Source organism: Streptomyces lydicus (assembly GCF_004125265.1).
Lineage (GTDB): Bacteria > Actinomycetota > Actinomycetes > Streptomycetales > Streptomycetaceae > Streptomyces > Streptomyces lydicus_C.
In genome coordinates this window covers 7,876,485-7,891,812 of the sequence record NZ_RDTE01000003.1, presented here as the reverse complement: position 1 = coordinate 7,891,812, position 15,328 = coordinate 7,876,485, and the positions used below count along the sequence as shown (strand labels likewise).

The following is a 15,328-nucleotide window of genomic DNA, read 5'->3' as shown; positions in this document are numbered from 1 at the left end:
GCTGGACCCATCAGAACTGGACGTTCCGCTGAAGGGCTTGCGGGCCGGGAAATTCGATTCCGCGCCGTATGTGCGTGGGGTCGCCCCGGACACAGCAGCCGGGATGGCTGTGTGCCGCTGACCGGCAGCACACACGACCCTACGAATCCTCAAGTGGAAAGTGGAGTTGCCCCATGTCCAAACGACGCGCTCTGCTCGCACTCGTCACCGCCGCGCTGACGATGCCGGTCATCGCTCTGGCCGGCGCACCGGCGCAGGCCGCGGGTTTCAACACGATGAGTATCTGGAACTCGAGCCACTGCCTCGACAATGCCACCGAGAACGCCGCGAAGCTCCAGATGTGGCGGTGCACCGGTGGGCCTGAACAGAAATGGCTCGCGGAGTTCCTTCCGGGCAGCATGTACCGCTTCGTCAATCAGAACACGGGACGGTGTATCACCGGGCCGACCGCCGCACACCCGGGCCTCTGGATGGACGAGTGCAACCTCCTCCCCGACACCCAGAAGTGGCGTGTCTTCTACGAGGAGCCCAGGGGCCTGTTCAAGGTGTGGCAGAACGTGTCCAACGGACTGTGCATGACGACCAGCAGCGTGGCCGACGGCACCCAGCCGCAGACCACTGCCTGCAACTCCTCCGCTGCCTATGAGAGGTGGCACTAGGCCGTGTATCGAAAGTGGATCTTGAGCGATGAATGATCTCGGTTCATGGCGCGGGGAGATCTCACGGACGAGCAGTGGGTGGTGTTGGAGCCGTTGTTGCCGAAGGGGACGAAGGCGGGGCGGCCGCCCGTCTGGCCCCGGCGGCGGCTGATCGACGGTATACGGTTCCGGGTCCGGACAGGTGTTCCGTGGCGGGACGTGCCCGTGGAGTACGGGCCGTGGGGTCGGATCTATGACCTGTTCCGCCGATGGCAGCGGAACGGCACCTGGCACCGGGTCCTCACCCGGCTGCAGTCCTTGGCCGACGCGAAGGGTGCAATCACTTGGGACCTGAGCGTCGATTCCACGGTGTGCCGTGCCCATCAGCATGCGGCCGGGGCCCGGAGGCGGGGTGACCTACAGAAGGAGCCACCGGGTGGTGCCTTCGCCGAGCCCGGTGATCACGGGCTGGGACGTTCGCGCGGCGGGTTCACCACCAAGCTGCATCTTGCCGTTGAGCAGGGCCAAAAGCCCATGTCGATCGTGGTGACGGCTGGGCAGCGCGGAGACTCGCCGCAGTTCGAACCGGTGCTGGATAAGGTCCGCGTGCCCCGCCGCGGGTCGGGCCGACCGCGGGTCCGTCCTGATCGCGTGCGGGCTGACAAGGCGTACGCCTCCCGCAAGAACCGCGCCTATCTTCGTCGCCGCGGGATCCGCTGCACCATCCCGGACAAGGCCGATCAGGAACGCAATCGCCAGAAGCTCGGCTCCCGTGGCGGCCGGCCGCCACGTTTCGACCCGGTCGACTACCGCGAGCGTCACGCAGTCGAGTGCGGGATCAATCGCCTCAAGAGGCATCGCTCGGTCGCCACGCGCTACGACAAGCTGGCGGTCCGCTACGAGGCGACCGTCCTCATCGCGGCCATCAACGAGTGGCTGTGATCGGCACTCGTCCTAGAGCTCGTAGTCCTGGGACAGCTCCTCCCAGCGAATGCTGCGAAGTGCAAGGTCAGAGGACTCGCCCGACGGGACATCCAAGACGGTCTGGAACCAGACCACAGTGAGGGCGGAACGGTGCAGCACCGGGTCGAGTTCAGGGGCTACCGCTGTCGAGCGGAAGGCGCCGATGCAGGCCACGGAAGGCAGCACCTCGACGGGGCCGAAGGCGCCGGCGGTCTGATCCGTGTACTCACGGGAGGGCGGAACGAGATGGACCGGCGTGGAGGGAAACGTGCGTTCGGCCTGCCGCTGGAGGCTGCTGACCTTCATGTCGTTGACGGGCTTGCACGGGTAGCCCTCCAGCATCCCCCCGTAGGTCGAAGACATTCGCAGCTCGGTGAGCTCGATCGAACGGCCGGACGTGAGGGCTATGTGGCTCAGCGACATGGCGACACCCTATGCGCACGATTCACTTCCGATACACGGCCTAGCAGCAGCGGCTTGGGGAACAAGGGTGTGGTCGGCGGCGGCCCGTGACGTGAGAAGGGCCGCACGGCCGGGAAACGTGTGCGGACCTGACCACGGAAGGGGTCTTCACCAGCACGCTCGGCGCCCGGCGGCGTCGGCTTCTGCGGTCCGTCCAGCGCGTCAGCCGAGATCCAGCAACTGCTCGTAGAAGCCGCCGATTTCCCGTTCCGTGTCGATGAGGTGGATCTCCAGGATCCAGTGACAGCGCCGGCCGGCCCGGTCGGTGCGCCGCATCGGGGTGTCGTTGGCCGGAGTGATGTAGGACTCGGTGTCGGCACCGTCGATCTTTTCGTGCGGGAACTCTCCGACCAGGTGGCCCGCATGCCATCCCCCCAGGGCCCAGCCGGCTTCGGCGGCAAGGTCCTGGACGTGGGCGTAGAGCTGCTTGCCGGTGATGTCCGGGGTGGTCTCGAAGGCATGGCGTCCGGCCGCGAAGATCTTGGGCAGGTCGTCCCGCAGGCGGTGTTTGACGGGGTCGTCGCCCAGGACGTAGGTGCGGCCGAAGTCGGCTTCGTACTCCTCGAAGATCGGGCCGAAGTCGGCGAAGGCGATGTCGTCGGCGCCGATGGTGCGGTCCGGCGGGTTCTCCCGGTACGGGTGGAGGGTGTGGGGTCCGGAGCGGATGATCCGTTTGTGCCAGTGACGGGTGGTGCCGAACATTTCGTTTGCCAGGTCGCGGACGCGGTCGCTGACCGCGCGCTCACTCTCGCCGGGGGCCACCAGGCCGCGGGCGGCGATCTCGTGGAACAGCGCCTCGGCCTTGGCCTGGGCCTCCAGCAGCCGTTCGGCGCGTACGGATTCATTCGCCATACGACACAACCCTAAAGGCTGTGCCGTCATCCCTGATGGAACGGCGCACGGCGGCAGACCGCCCTCCGGACGAGGGAAGGCTGCGCATGCCCAGGGGTGTTGAACGGGTGCTGGTCGCCCCTGCTGTCACGGCGCTGGTTCGGCGCGCAGCCGCGCTCGACCGCCGCAAAAGGGGGAAACCCTGCCTTTCCCTCTCCGACGGTGAAGATCTTTGCCCGAGCGACGAGTGAGAGTGCGCCGCGTCGCCCCACACGGCCGCTACCACGAAACCGTCGCAAGTGGATCTTGTGGTTTGAAACCAAAGGCGAGCACCCCTTTTGGGTCTATACATAAGAGGCTTCTGCCGGAAGTTGTCTTTGCATGAGCGATTGCACGAACTCCATTCGAACCCTCTTGTGGTCTATGCCACTTTCGATGAGTGACTTGAGCCACATCGCCATCCCGGCCAGTTCGTGAGCAGGGAATATAACTGCGCGTGCCCAACCCTTAACAGTGATCGACTGAGCGTGCCGCTCGAAATACCCCGCCCACCAGGGCAAGATGGAGGCATTGACCGCTCGGTCGGTGACGTAGATCACTAAACGCCTGAAGTGCTTGCACTCTCGGGTGGAGTGAAAACCAAGAAGGGCCCTGCCTCCTAGGCGCCAACCCGGCGGAGACAGGACCCGGCTGCAGCGGCCTCGGCTCACCAGCCGAGGCCACACTGCTCAGTGGAGATGCTGAAAGGCTTCCCGCAGGAACTTCAGTGCCGCGAAGAGCGGACCGAACCAGCGAACCTTCCGAAAATAGCCTTCCCACGTGCAGCGCCTGCAGCAGCAACCATCCGGGCAAGCGCCCATCGGCCACCACCTCCAATCCAGGGCCGGACTGTCGCAGCCCCGCGGGAGCCGCGAGCTGAAGCCCCATTGGCTGGAGGTAAGGCATCACATTAGCCGGGCCCACCGGCACACACCGTCCCCCGTCCCCCTCGTCCGCCTTCAGCGACGGCCCGAATCAGGCACCGAGGGCCGCCAGTTCACCCGGCCGCGCCGTACTGGCCGCCCGCTTTGTACCTCGGACCTGCAGAATCCCTTCTACCGATGGGTAGTACCGGGTGCCAGTTCCCCACGCTCAAGTTGTCTAAATCACACGGAAACCGTGCTCCCGTGACGGGGAAGCGCGGCCACCGAGCCGTGACATCCGGCCACTTCCTCGTGCTCGGTGCCGCCTCCGGCCACTCCCCCTGCTCGGTACCGCCGGGTGGGTATTCGTTCCGTACTGCCGGGCGGCCTTGCCTCGTACCTTCGCCCCGTTCTGCCGGGCGGTCTTGGCCCCGTATTGCCGGACGGGCGGTCAAGTCGGCTTCCACGGCGGTCGTATGGGCAACTGCCATGTCGCGGGGGCTGTTCCGGTGGGGCCGGCCGGGTGGGGTGCGCGAGCCGTCAGCGGCGCCGGGCGGCGTTGAGCCGGGCGGCCTGGCGCGTCAGGTGGTCGCGCTCGGCGAGGTTGGGCGCCTGGCGGGCCGCCTCGGCGTACAGCTGTGCCGCCGTGGCGAGGTCGCCGTCGCGCTCGTGGAGATACGCCGCCACCGCGGCGTAACGGGGCACGGGGTATCCCTTGCCCGAAGACCTGGGGGAGGAGTCGTCCAGCTCCGCGAGCGCCGCAAGGCCCGCGCGCGGTCCGTCGGCCTCGCCGACGGCCACCGCGCGGTTGAGCCGGATTACCGGGCTGTCGGTCAGGCGTGCGAGCTCGTCGTACCACTCGACGATCTGTACCCAGTCGGTCTCCTCGGCGGTGGGGGCATCGGCGTGGAGTGCCGCGATGGCGGCCTGGGCCTGGAACTCGCCCAGCCGGTCGCGGGCGAGGGCCGCCTGCAGGATTCCGACGCCCTCGGCGATCAACCCGGTGTCCCACCGGCCGCGGTCCTGGTCGGCGAGCGGCACCAGGCTGCCGTCGGGCGTGGTCCGGGCGGCGCGCCGGGCGTGGTGGAGCAGCATCAGGGCGAGCAGCCCCGCCACCTCGGGGTGGTCGACCTGGGCCGCGAGCTGCCGGGTGAGCCGGATGGCCTCGGCGGCGAGGTCGACGTCGCCGGAGTAGCCCTCGTTGAAGACCAAGTAGAGGACGCGGAGCACGGTGGCGACATCGCCGGGCTGGTCCAGCCGGACACCGGAGACGGTGCGCTTGGCCCGGCTGATGCGCTGCGCCATGGTCGCCTCGGGCACCAGGTAGGCCTGGGCGATCTGGCGGGTGGTCAGTCCGCCGACGGCGCGCAGGGTGAGGGCCACCGCGGATGACGGCGTCAGTGACGGGTGGGCGCAGAGGAAGTAGAGCCGGAGCGTGTCGTCCACCGCGGGCGCGGGGCCGGGCGTGGGTTCCTCGTCGAAGCGGACTTCGCGCCGGCGGCGGGCGGCGTCCGCGCGGGTCGCGTCGAGGAACCGGCGCCAGGCCACGGTGACCAGCCAGCCCTTCGGATCCCGGGGAGGGCCGGCCGGCCAGACGCGGAGCGCCTCGACCAGCGCGTCCTGCACGGCGTCCTCGGCCGCCGCGAAGTCGGCTCCGCGGCGGACGAGGAGGGCGAGCACGCCCAGGGTGAGGCTCCGGAGCAGGGCCTCGTCCATCGGTGAGGTCACTCCGTGATGGTGGGGGGCGCGGTCAGGAACGGGCGCAGTTCGAGCCACTCGTGGATCGGCTTCCCGCCCGCGCCGGGGGCGGCCGACAGCTCTCCGGCCAGTTCGACGGCGCGCTCGTGGCTGTCGACGTCGATCACCATCCAGCCGGCGATGAGGTCCTTGGTCTCGGCGAACGGGCCGTCGGTGACCGGCGGGCGCCCCTCGCCGTCGTACCGGACCCACGACCCCTCGGGGGCGAGTGCCTGACCGTCGACGAACTCGCCGGTCTTCTCGAGCCGGGCCGCGAAGTCGTTCATGTACTGCACATGCGCCGAGATCTCTTCCGGCGTCCACCGGTCCATGGGGACGTCGTTGACCGCGGCCGGTGCGCCTCGGTAGTGCTTGAGCAGCAGGTACTTGGCCATCGTGCTTCTCCTCGGTGCGGGTGCGGCCCATTGTGGTCGCGTTCACTGCAGGGACGGAGCCCGTCACGGGTTCTCGACATCGACGGGCGATTTTTTTCGCTCTTGTAGAGGAACCGGGGCTCGTACCCCGCGCGGGCCGGCCGGTGGCTCTGCCGACCGGCCCATCCGGTCAGTCGTTACGATGACCTCCGCTGCGGCGCCATGTCAGGGGCATGCCGCCGCTTCGGCGTACCACGTCGGGGCAGGCAGCGCAGAAACATACACACGGGGGATCAATGGCCGGCGATTCCGGATACCACGTCCAGCAGGGCGGCATGGACGCCGAGGCGAACAAGCTCGACGCGGCGGGAGACGATACCGGCGACATCAAGAGCGCCATGGCCGACGCGGTCTGCTTCGACGACGACGTGCTCGGCGGCTCCGATTCCGGCCCCGCCTACCGGTCGTTCTCCACGGCCTGGCAGCAGGAAACGAAGAACCTGGAGAGCGCGCTCCACGAACTCGCCGGCAAGGTCCGGGCGTCCAAGGGACATTACGACCAGGCCGATCACGAGGTCATCTCCCAGGTCGGCGGTGCGGCGGGCTCGGGGAACCCGTCATGGACGACCAGGCCGGCTCCCGTGTCCGACCGGTCCCCCTTCGGCTGAGCCGGAGCGGCGACGGTCCGCCCGGTCCGCAGACTTCCTTCCGACGACACCGCACACAAAGGTCTTTTCCTCCCCGTTGGCTGAGCAGGGATCCACCACCGAGCGCCGCGCCGCGCTGGAGGCGTGCTACAAGCAGCTCCTCGACTGCGACGACAAGAACGAAATGATCGATCTGATCAACTCCGCCCTCGCGGTCCCGGCCCCGGTCGGCTCCGCCGGCACGCTGGAGCTGCTGGGCAAGCGCTACCGCACCCAGTCCAAGAACGCCGAAGAGGTCGCCCACAAGGTCGACCAGGTGGCGACGTCCGGCCTGCCGGAGGTCTGGGTGGGCAAGGCCGGTGTGGGGGCGACCGAGGTCGTCCAGGCCGCCTCCCGGGCGGCCGCGCAGATGGCCGAGGCCCTGCAGAAGGGCGGCAAGGCCCTGCTGACCCTCAGCGACGCGGTCGGGGCAGCCCAGAAACTGGACGGGACCGGCCGCGGCCAGCTGCACGAGGCGCTGTCCATCCTCGGGCCCGCGGACGGCTTCTTCGACGACATGGTGGACACCGACGAGGAGGACGACGCGATCTTCCGGGCCGGCACGGCGGCCTGTGCCGGCGTCGAGAAAATGCGTTCCGCGGCCCGGTCCGCCGACGACGCGGCCCGCGCGGCCGCCCGCGACCTCAACAAGTTCGCCTCCGAGGCGCGGTCGGGCAAGATGCACACCAGCGGCCTCTCCGCCGCCGACAAGCTCGTTCTCGCCGACACCGCGGGCATCTACGGCCCGGCGGAGATGAACGAACTGCTCAGCGCGAACGACCTGGAGCGCTCGGGCCGGTACATGGAGAAGATGAACGCCAAGGACCGCGCCGAGTTCGACACGATGCTCGCCGACTCCAAGTCGCCGCAGGAACGCGCCTACTTGGTGAAGGCCCTGGCCGCGGGCTACGACCTGGACGCCGTGTCGGACTTCCGCGAGAAGATCCACGGCAAGGACCCGGGATGGCTCCAGCGGCACCTCACACCGGTGTCCACCGCCGGCGACAGCATGAACGACGAGGGACGCGCCAAGGACGGCAGGAACAACAACACCGACGACCAGGCCTTCGGCGACGAACGGTGGTCGCAGGACGGGAACACCTGCGTCCCGTCCTCCACGGTGAGCGCCCGGGCCATGGTCGACCCCGTCTACGCCCTGGGGTTGACCGGCGGCCCCTCCGGGCAGGAGGACGACCCCGACGCCTTCCGCGACCGCTTGGGCGCCGAACAGCAGCGGGTGCACGACGAGGGCGACGGGGACTACGACTACGACTTCCCGTTCTCCCGGCACCCCGACGGTATGGACAACGACGGCAAGACCACCGTGGTCAACAAGGAGATCAGCCCGCACACCGGTGCGTCGTACGACTTCCAGGAGACCAGGAGCGCCGATGCCCGCCGCGACGTGCTGCCGGACATCGAGAAGTCCGTGGCCGACGGCAAGCCGGTGCCGATCGGCGTCGAGGGGTACAAGGACGGCGACCGGACCGGCCACGCGATGATGATCATCGGCCAGGAGGGCGACAAGCTCCAGGTCTACAACCCCTGGGGCACCACCACCTGGGTCAGTGAGGACGACTTCGTCAACGGCCACATGGGCAAGGCCTCCGACGACCGCATGCCCGACGCCTACGCCGTCCATCTGCCCGCCGACTGAAGCGATCCATGATGCGCACACACCTCCCGCACGCCGCCCTTCGCCGGGTACTCGTACCGGCCCTCGCCACGCTCACCGCCCTGGCCGCGCTCACCGGGTGCGGTCTCTTCGGCCCCGCCACCTATGACCGGGACGAGACCGCCATCGAGGCCGGCCCGGGCGAGGAGTTCACCCTGTCGGTTCCCTCCAACGCCTCCCTGGGCGAACGCTGGTACGTGGCCGAGCCGAAGCCCGCCGCGGGTGTGGTGCGTGCGGCAGGCGAGGACCAGGAGAACCCGGGGCGCGATGCGGACGGGGCGGACGGCGGCAGTCAGCTCTTCCGCTTCAAGGCCGTCGGCCGGGGAAGCACCCGGATCCGGCTGATCCACTGCCCCGTGCACGCCTGCATCGACAAGGGCGAGGACTCGGCCACGGCGTCCCCGCCGCCCTCGCCGCCCCCCGGCTCCACGGTCGCGCCGGCACCCGTCCGGCCGACCTACCACACCTACACCGTCACCGTGAAGTGACCGATTCCGAGACAGGTATGCATCCCACCCCTCCCCCAGGCAAGACCGACGACGAACTCGCCACGCTCGATGTCACGGCGCTGCTGCGCTACGGCATCGGGTTCGGCGGCTCGCACCGCACCGCGCTCTTCGGGGACGGTGCGGTGGGCGCCGCCGTCGTCCTCGACCGGCAGGGCGTCCTTCCGCGGGCGGTCGCCTTCCTCGCCGAAGTCGTCCGCAGCGGCGGCACCGGCTATGCCGCGGCGCTCCCCGAGCCGGTGCCGGGCGACGCCGCGGCAGCACTGGTGCGTGGCTGGCTGCAGTCGGCCGCATCCGTGGTGCGCACCGTGGACGGTGACCAGGAGGTCGCCCGGTGGCTGGAGTCCGTCGCTGCCCTCATGGCGCTCCGGCTCACGTACCGGAACAGGACCGCGGGGCCCGGCGACGGCTGAGCCGACGACGGCCGCTTACCTTTCGGAGTCCACCGGGGCGACGGGCTGCCCGGCGGCCCGGCTCCGTGGCGCGGCTTCCGGGGCCGGGGACGGCGCCCTCCCCCGCATCCGCGTCACCGCGACGCCGGACAGGCACAGGAGGCCGCCGCAGAGCGTCAGCAGGCCGGGGACCTCGCCGGGGAACAGCCACGACAGCCTGCCCAGGGCGAGCGCCCCCGGCCCGAAGTGCGCGGCGGCGTTGCGGATCACGATGAACGCCGAGGCCCACAGCAGCACGGTGACCAGGGCCGCGGCGATCGCGCCCGTCCGGCCCGCTCGCGGAGCCGGCCGCGCCGGCCGCTGGCGGTGTTCCCGCCTGTCGGCTCATGATGGTGTCCTTCCGGAGTCTCTTGGTGCGAGGCGCGGCGAGATCGGCCGTTCGCTCGATTTCGGGTGGCATCGGATTCCTTCGGGTGGCACCGGCCTCTTCTTACGGCGCAGCATTCCGACCGCGATTCCGACGACGACAAGAGCTGCGGCACAGAATGTCACCGGGGTCATGCGCTCGCCCTGGAATACCCAGGCGGAGGCCAGGCCGAATACCGGGACGAGCAACGAGAACGGGGCGACGGTCGGTGCGTCGTAAATCCGCAGGAGGTATCCCCACGTGGCGAATCCGAACAGCGTCGCTCCCCACGCCACATAGAGTGCGGCGCCCAGCCCGCCGAGGTTCATCTGCTGCAGCGCCCGCAGGTCCGCGTCACCGCCCTCGAAGAGCACGGAGAGGAGCGCGAGCGGGACGGGCGGGACGACACTCACCCAGACCATGAACCGGAAGGCGTCCGGCGAGCCCGCCTTCCGCATCGCGATGTTCGACAGACCCCAGCACGCCGCCGCGCCCACGACCAGCAGAAATCCGGTAAGCGTGCCGGACGTCGAGTCCAGTCCGGCCAGCACGATGCCCACCGAGGCAAGGACCGTGCCGACGATCTGCACCCGCCGGGCGCGCTCCTTCAACAACACCGCGGCGAACAGCACGGTGAACACCGCCTGGCTCTGGAGGACCAGGGAAGCCAGTCCCGGGGGCAGTCCCGCATGCATACCGAGGAACAGCATGCCGAATTTCATGATGCCGAGCGTGACCCCGACCGTTATCACCCAGCGCCAGGCCACCCGGGGCCGTCCGACGAAGAAAACCGCGGGGAGTGCGGCCAGGAGAAATCGCACGGCGGAGAAGAGAAGCGGCGGAAAGTCGCGCAGCCCCACGTCGATCACCACGAAGTTCGCACCCCATACGGCGGCGACCGCCACTGCTAGTGCCACGTGCACGGGCTTCATGTCAATTACTCCTGGGAGCGCTCTTCTTCGGGATGTCCCATCACAACAGCCGCCGCTCGAAAGGACCAGCGAAGGTTTCTGAAGGTGGGGTATTAGCATCGCTTCATGTTCGACCTCAATCGCCTGCGTGCGCTGCGCGCCGTTGCCACCCACGGCTCGGTGACGCGTGCGGCGGCCGCTCTGGGCTACACGCCGTCCGCCGTCTCCCAGCAGATCGCCAAGCTGGAGCGCGAGACCGGTTCCCCCCTGCTCGACCGGCAGGGCGGCAAGGTCGGCCTCACGCCTGCGGCCTGGCTGCTCGCGGAGGCGACGGACGAGGTCAACGCCGTGCTGGAGCGGACCCGTTCGCGGCTGGAAGAACAACGTGACCAGCCCACCGGTCAGCTGGTGCTCGCCACGTTCCCCACCGCCTGCCGCGGCTTCGTCGCCGCCTCCGTCGCCGATCTCGCCGGGCGCCACCGCGCCCTGGACTGCCGGTTGGTGGAGTGTGACCCCCACGTCGCCAGCAGCCTCGTCGTACGGGGCGAGGCGGATCTCGCGGTGGTGCACGACTGGCACAACACCCCGCTGACGCTTTCTGCCTCGCTGTCCGTCACCGAACTGGGTGAGGACATCGCCGACATGGTCCTTCCCGAAGGGCACCCGCTCGCCGACCGGGACATGGTGACCCCGTACGACCTGCGAGGGGAACGCTGGATCGGGCACGGTCCCGGCGCCATGTGCCATGAGTGGCTGGTGCGTTCCTTCTCCGACCTCGGCATCGAACCGGACGTTGCCTACAGGGTCGAGGAGTTCGAGTCCCAAATAGCGCTGCTGGCAGCGGGGTTGGGCGTCGCCATGCTGCCCCGGCTCGGCCGCGGCACCCTGCCGCCCACCGTCCGTGTCGTCCCGATGTGCCCCGCGCCCTCCCGCCGGCTGTCGGCCGTCTGGCGCTCCCAGGCCGACCGCAGGCCTGCTGTGCACGCCGCCTTGGCGGCGTTGCGCGGGCGTTGGCCGGGTGCGGATGCCCGCCGGCCGGGCGCGTATTCCCACCGGCCGGACCGAGAAGCCGATTCTCCGGTGTGCCCGTCAGGCGAAGGAACCGGTCAGCTGAAGTAGGCGGTCAGACCGCGCAGGCCAGGGGCGAACACGCCGTCCCTGAATGCTCCGGTCAGTTCCTCGGCGACGGCAGGAGCGCAGTCGAAGGTCAGGGTCCATTCGACGACGGATTCGCCGGTGCTGGTCAGCGGGATGACACGCAGGGTGGAGCGGTAGCTCTGAACGGGGTACGGGGACTCGACGATGTCATAGGTCAGCGACCGTGTGTGGTCATCGAGCGCGACGAGGCTCTCCGAGATCTTCTCTCCCCTGAGGAGCGTCAGGGTGCGGACGCCGCCGACGCGGTCGGGGGCATCCCCGTCCCGCAGTGCGCTGTGCGTGACGCCGGGTTGCCAGGCGGGCAGACCGTTGAAGTCCCGGATGAGGCGCCATACGGCGGTGGCGTCGGCCGGTATCACAGCGCTGGCACGTGTTTCGGGCATGGAGAGTCCTTGGAGGTCGGGCTGCGGTGCGAGAGGGCCAGGTGGTGTGGACCATCCGGTCGGTGCGGTGGTGTCCGGTGACCGGGCAGGTCCGGCGGGTTACGAGGTCCGGCCGGTCCGTGTCCGGGGGCCGGTGGTGTGTTCGTCCAGCCACTGGAGGACCGGCTGCAGGGTTTGGTCGGAATTGGACTCGTAGATCAGGCCGTGGCCGTTGCCGTGGATCCCGTGGTCGGGCAGGTGGAGGTGTTCCGCGGCTGCGCCGGCCGTGGTGAGGAAGTCGACGATTGCCGGTGCGTAGGTGGCGAAGACCGCGGTCTCACCGGTGACCACCGCCACCGGGACGCCGGCCAGGGCGGGAATACGGAGAGTCGCGGGGTCGGCGGCGGCGACCTCGTCGGCAGTGGTGCGCGGCGGGTCGTAGGTGAGCGGGGCTGCCGTCAAGCCCCAGTGGAGCGTTCCGATGCCGTGGGTCTCGGCGAAGGGCGGCCCCATGGGTTCGACGCTGACGATGGCGGCGACGTGGCCGGGGCGCCGGTCGGCCAGCAGCCAGCCGTCGGGGCCGGAGGCGGAGTGGGTCATCACGATGGCGGGGCCGATCCGGTCCAGCAGGCGGGCGAGCCGGTCGGCATCCATCTCCTGAGAAGCGGCAAGGTCGGCGGGCAGCGGCCCGAACGGGGCGATGAAGGCGTCCCAGGCATCGTCGTCGGCCGGGTCGAAAGGCCACTGGGTCTGCGCTTCGGCGGTCTCGGACGGGAAGAAGACGCGCCGGCCCTCCTCGTAGGAGAAAGGCTGTCCCATGGGGCCGATGATGTCGCAGTGGTAGGGCGAACGGCCGTGTCCGGGGCGGTCGACGACGAGAACCGCGTACCCGGCCTCGACCAGGCGCTGGGCCCAGCCAGGCCGTCCGTCCGGGGTGTCGAGCCACTCGGTGCCTTGAAGGGTTCCGCCGTGCACGAGGATGACGGGGTAGGGCTGCGTCACCTTCTCAGGCGCCTCCCAAGCGACGAACATCGGCCCGCGCTGGTAGTTGCCGTGGTCACCGGTGACACGTTCACCCGGGATCCAGAAGTGCCCGCGGCGTGAGGTCCTGACGGGGGTCCCGGCCCAGAAGGGCTGGGGGGCAGTGTGAGGAGACATGAGACCTTCTCGTTCGTGGGTCATGGTGCGCAGAGGGGAGGTATGAGCCCTCGGCGTAGGGTCTGCACGGGCGGCCGCATGAGCGGGCGGGTGCCGAAGGCTCAGGCTGCTCCGATCAGCTCGGAACGCTGCTCAGAGCGCTGTCCGGCAGCTCTGAGGCAGGCTTGCGGCAAGGCAAGGCAAGGCAAGGCTGTGGCCTGGTCGCCGACGCGCCCGCGGCACGGTCGACCGACCGTTCACGCCGTCTCCCGCCCGGCATCCGTCAGCATGGTGATCTCTTCCGGGCCGAGCGTGAGGTGTGCGGCGGCGAGGTTCTGCTCAAGATGGGTGACGCGGGAAGTGCCGGGAATGGGCAGCATGTTGTCGCTACGGGCCAGCAGCCAGGCCAGTGCCACTTGCGCCGGTGTGGCGTCATGGCGGCGGGCCAGACGGTCCACCGGCCCGCCCTGCCGGGCGAGTTCCCCGGCGGATACGGGTGCCCACGGCATGAAGCCGATGCGTTCTCGGGCGCAGTACTCCAGGACATCCTCGCTGGAACGGTCGGTGAGGTTGTAGCGGTTCTGGACGGTGGCGATCGAGGCGATGCGCCGTGCCTGCTCGATCTGGTCGACGGTCACCTGGGACAGGCCGATCGCGACGATTTTGCCCTCGTCCTGGAGGTTCTTCAGCTCGCCGACCTGTTCCTCCAGCGGAACCTCGGGGTCGACGCGGTGCAGCTGGAACAGGTCGATGTGGTCCAGGCCGAGCCGCCGCAAGCTCATCTCGGCTTCCTGCCGCAGGTAGGCAGGACGTCCTACGGGCGGCCACGCTCGGGGGCCGAGGCGTACGGGGCCCTGTGCCGTTTCGATGGCGTCGGGGCCATTGCGGGTCAGTCCGGCCTTGGTGGCGATCAGGACGTCATCGGGGTAGGGATGGACGGCCTCCCGGATGATCTCCTCGCTGATGTAGGGGCCGTAGGAGTCGGCGGTGTCGATCAGTTGGACGCCCAGTTCCAGAGCGCGCCGCACCACCCGGACGCACTCGGCACGGTCGTCCGGCTCGCCCCAGATGCCGCGTCCGGTCAACCGCATCGCGCCGAAGCCGAGCCTGGCCACCTTCTTCCCGGCGATGTCGAAGGTGCCGCAGTCAGGTGCGATCGGGGTGCTGGTCGTCATGGATATATCCCTCATCGCCGTATCCCTCATCGGTGTATGCCTCAAGGGCGTATGCCTCGTTTTCTTCGGCGGGTGGCAGGCTCGTCCGGCGCGTCCTGGCCGTGCCGTCCTGGGCGGGCCGGTGCGTAGTGCCACCGGCTGTGTCGTCCGCGGCGAGCGATCGCAGCAGGCGCAGCGAGTCGGCGCTGGGGCTGCCGGGACGGGCTGAGTAGACGAACAGTTGCTGTCCGGGAGCGCCGGTGACGGTGAAGGCTTGGTAATGCAGGCGCAGTTCGCCGACCTGTGGGTGCCACAGGCGTTTGTCCTCGCTGGTGCGGGGCCGGACTTCGTAGCGGGCCCAGAGCGTGGCGAACGCCGGACTGTGCCGCGACATCTGCCCGATGACCTCGGTCACGCGCGGATCGTCGGGAAACGGGGACGACAGTGCCCGCAGGTTTCCGACGGCCCCTTGCGCAGCGTGGTCCCAGTCCAGGTAGAACTCCCGGGCAGCCGGATCCAGGAAGATCATTCGCGGCAGATTGTCGATGACGGCGAAGCTGCAGTACAGCTGGCGGGCCACCGGATTGACGGCCAGGAAGTCCAGGGCCGGGCTCACCACACATGCCGCAACCTCCACGAAGTGGTCCATCAGCTCCAGCAGTTGCGGGCTCACCTCTGAGGCAGGGGCCGACGGAGCGCTCTGCGGTGCCGGCAGAGCGAGCCGGAACAGGTGCGCTGCCGCGGCCTCGTCCAGGCGCAGGGCACGGGCGAGTGCGTCCAGCACCTGATCCGAAGGGTGCCGTTCGCGGCCCTGCTCAAGCCGCATGTAGTAGTCGGTGCTCACGCCGGCCAGCAGCGCGACTTCCTCGCGCCGCAGCCCCTTGACCCGGCGCACGGTATGGGACACGAGTCCCGCCTCATCCGGGGAGATGAGATCGCGGCGGGCACGCAAGAAGTCCCCCAGGTCGTTGCTGCTCATGTGCTTCACGCTAACTGCGCGCACGATGAGGAACGTGGGTGTCGTACACCCACCC

17 protein-coding genes are annotated in these 15,328 nt (G+C 69.3%); 7 read left to right on the top strand and 10 right to left on the bottom strand.

Features of this window, described 5'->3' with window-relative positions; translation table 11 throughout:
- Positions 1-173 precede the first annotated feature (173 nt).
- A complete protein-coding gene (locus tag D9V36_RS37310) occupies positions 174-659 on the top strand; it encodes an RICIN domain-containing protein (protein ID WP_129297658.1) in 486 nt (161 codons plus the stop codon).
- Positions 660-704: 45 nt separating this feature from the next.
- Positions 705-1,580, top strand: a complete 876-nt coding sequence (locus D9V36_RS37305; protein ID WP_129297657.1) for an IS5 family transposase — start codon at positions 705-707, stop codon at positions 1,578-1,580.
- Positions 1,581-1,592: 12 nt separating this feature from the next.
- Here the strand turns inward: D9V36_RS37305 and D9V36_RS37300 are convergent, their stop codons facing one another.
- From D9V36_RS37300 to D9V36_RS37285, 4 genes are all read right to left on the bottom strand, one after another.
- A complete protein-coding gene (locus D9V36_RS37300) occupies positions 1,593-2,024 on the bottom strand; it encodes a hypothetical protein (protein WP_129297656.1) in 432 nt (143 codons plus the stop codon).
- Positions 2,025-2,225: 201 nt separating this feature from the next.
- Positions 2,226-2,915: a M24 family metallopeptidase gene (locus D9V36_RS37295; protein WP_129297655.1), complete on the bottom strand. Its 690-nt coding sequence runs from the start codon at positions 2,913-2,915 to the stop codon at positions 2,226-2,228.
- A 1,421-nt stretch (positions 2,916-4,336) separates the two neighbouring features.
- Positions 4,337-5,512, bottom strand: a complete 1,176-nt coding sequence (locus D9V36_RS37290) for an RNA polymerase sigma factor (RefSeq protein ID WP_129298954.1) — start codon at positions 5,510-5,512, stop codon at positions 4,337-4,339.
- 8 nt (positions 5,513-5,520) lie between these two features.
- Positions 5,521-5,928 carry a YciI family protein gene (locus D9V36_RS37285; RefSeq protein ID WP_129297654.1) on the bottom strand — a complete coding sequence of 136 codons (408 nt, stop codon included), beginning with the start codon at positions 5,926-5,928 and terminating at the stop codon, positions 5,521-5,523.
- Between the two features lie 275 nt (positions 5,929-6,203).
- Between D9V36_RS37285 and D9V36_RS37280 the strand changes: the two genes are divergently transcribed.
- From D9V36_RS37280 to D9V36_RS37265, 4 genes are all read left to right on the top strand, one after another.
- A complete protein-coding gene (locus tag D9V36_RS37280; protein WP_164993099.1) occupies positions 6,204-6,575 on the top strand; it encodes a WXG100 family type VII secretion target in 372 nt (123 codons plus the stop codon).
- 76 nt (positions 6,576-6,651) lie between these two features.
- Positions 6,652-8,250: a peptidoglycan-binding protein gene (locus tag D9V36_RS37275; protein ID WP_129297652.1), complete on the top strand. Its 1,599-nt coding sequence runs from the start codon at positions 6,652-6,654 to the stop codon at positions 8,248-8,250.
- Positions 8,251-8,258: 8 nt separating this feature from the next.
- Positions 8,259-8,756 carry a protease inhibitor I42 family protein gene (locus D9V36_RS37270; RefSeq protein ID WP_129297651.1) on the top strand — a complete coding sequence of 166 codons (498 nt, stop codon included), beginning with the start codon at positions 8,259-8,261 and terminating at the stop codon, positions 8,754-8,756.
- A complete protein-coding gene (locus tag D9V36_RS37265; RefSeq protein ID WP_347239847.1) occupies positions 8,753-9,187 on the top strand; it encodes a hypothetical protein in 435 nt (144 codons plus the stop codon). The genes D9V36_RS37270 and D9V36_RS37265 overlap by 4 nt, the downstream gene beginning before the upstream one ends.
- 15 nt (positions 9,188-9,202) lie before the next feature.
- Here the strand turns inward: D9V36_RS37265 and D9V36_RS42370 are convergent, their stop codons facing one another.
- Both D9V36_RS42370 and D9V36_RS37255 read right to left on the bottom strand, forming a co-directional pair.
- Positions 9,203-9,463 carry a hypothetical protein gene (locus D9V36_RS42370; RefSeq protein WP_277753541.1) on the bottom strand — a complete coding sequence of 87 codons (261 nt, stop codon included), beginning with the start codon at positions 9,461-9,463 and terminating at the stop codon, positions 9,203-9,205.
- Positions 9,464-9,550: 87 nt separating this feature from the next.
- The gene (locus tag D9V36_RS37255) at positions 9,551-10,504 is read right to left on the bottom strand and encodes an EamA family transporter (RefSeq protein WP_129297649.1); all 954 of its coding nucleotides are present in this window, start codon (positions 10,502-10,504) and stop codon (positions 9,551-9,553) included.
- Between the two features lie 105 nt (positions 10,505-10,609).
- Here D9V36_RS37255 and D9V36_RS37250 point away from each other — a divergent pair, with 105 nt between their 5' ends.
- Positions 10,610-11,602 carry a LysR family transcriptional regulator gene (locus tag D9V36_RS37250; protein WP_129297648.1) on the top strand — a complete coding sequence of 331 codons (993 nt, stop codon included), beginning with the start codon at positions 10,610-10,612 and terminating at the stop codon, positions 11,600-11,602.
- Here the strand turns inward: D9V36_RS37250 and D9V36_RS37245 are convergent.
- The 4 genes from D9V36_RS37245 to D9V36_RS37230 form a co-directional block, all read right to left on the bottom strand.
- A complete protein-coding gene (locus tag D9V36_RS37245) occupies positions 11,590-12,024 on the bottom strand; it encodes an SRPBCC family protein (protein WP_129297647.1) in 435 nt (144 codons plus the stop codon). The two genes, D9V36_RS37250 and D9V36_RS37245, sit on opposite strands and share 13 nt — an antisense overlap.
- 99 nt (positions 12,025-12,123) lie before the next feature.
- Positions 12,124-13,161 (bottom strand): alpha/beta hydrolase, encoded by a 1,038-nt coding sequence (locus tag D9V36_RS37240; RefSeq protein WP_129297646.1) that lies wholly within the window; start codon positions 13,159-13,161, stop codon positions 12,124-12,126.
- Between the two features lie 236 nt (positions 13,162-13,397).
- The gene (locus tag D9V36_RS37235; RefSeq protein ID WP_129297645.1) at positions 13,398-14,315 is read right to left on the bottom strand and encodes an aldo/keto reductase; all 918 of its coding nucleotides are present in this window, start codon (positions 14,313-14,315) and stop codon (positions 13,398-13,400) included.
- A complete protein-coding gene (locus tag D9V36_RS37230) occupies positions 14,287-15,273 on the bottom strand; it encodes a helix-turn-helix domain-containing protein (protein ID WP_129297644.1) in 987 nt (328 codons plus the stop codon). Before D9V36_RS37230 ends, D9V36_RS37235 begins: the two co-directional genes overlap by 29 nt.
- Positions 15,274-15,328 lie beyond the last annotated feature (55 nt).

Excerpts from the sequence above, each read along its gene's own strand:
- D9V36_RS37310 (WP_129297658.1), top strand. The coding sequence starts at position 174 with ATGTCCAAACGACGCGCTCTGCTCGCACTCGTCACCGCCGCGCTGACG.
- D9V36_RS37305 (WP_129297657.1), top strand. The coding sequence starts at position 705 with ATGGCGCGGGGAGATCTCACGGACGAGCAGTGGGTGGTGTTGGAGCCG.
- D9V36_RS37300 (WP_129297656.1), bottom strand. The coding sequence starts at position 2,024 with ATGTCGCTGAGCCACATAGCCCTCACGTCCGGCCGTTCGATCGAGCTC.
- D9V36_RS37295 (WP_129297655.1), bottom strand. The coding sequence starts at position 2,915 with ATGGCGAATGAATCCGTACGCGCCGAACGGCTGCTGGAGGCCCAGGCC.
- D9V36_RS37290 (WP_129298954.1), bottom strand. The coding sequence starts at position 5,512 with ATGGACGAGGCCCTGCTCCGGAGCCTCACCCTGGGCGTGCTCGCCCTC.
- D9V36_RS37285 (WP_129297654.1), bottom strand. The coding sequence starts at position 5,928 with ATGGCCAAGTACCTGCTGCTCAAGCACTACCGAGGCGCACCGGCCGCG.
- D9V36_RS37280 (WP_164993099.1), top strand. The coding sequence starts at position 6,204 with ATGGCCGGCGATTCCGGATACCACGTCCAGCAGGGCGGCATGGACGCC.
- D9V36_RS37270 (WP_129297651.1), top strand. The coding sequence starts at position 8,259 with ATGATGCGCACACACCTCCCGCACGCCGCCCTTCGCCGGGTACTCGTA.
- D9V36_RS37255 (WP_129297649.1), bottom strand. The coding sequence starts at position 10,504 with ATGAAGCCCGTGCACGTGGCACTAGCAGTGGCGGTCGCCGCCGTATGG.
- D9V36_RS37250 (WP_129297648.1), top strand. The coding sequence starts at position 10,610 with ATGTTCGACCTCAATCGCCTGCGTGCGCTGCGCGCCGTTGCCACCCAC.
- D9V36_RS37245 (WP_129297647.1), bottom strand. The coding sequence starts at position 12,024 with ATGCCCGAAACACGTGCCAGCGCTGTGATACCGGCCGACGCCACCGCC.
- D9V36_RS37240 (WP_129297646.1), bottom strand. The coding sequence starts at position 13,161 with ATGTCTCCTCACACTGCCCCCCAGCCCTTCTGGGCCGGGACCCCCGTC.
- D9V36_RS37235 (WP_129297645.1), bottom strand. The coding sequence starts at position 14,315 with ATGACGACCAGCACCCCGATCGCACCTGACTGCGGCACCTTCGACATC.
- D9V36_RS37230 (WP_129297644.1), bottom strand. The coding sequence starts at position 15,273 with ATGAGCAGCAACGACCTGGGGGACTTCTTGCGTGCCCGCCGCGATCTC.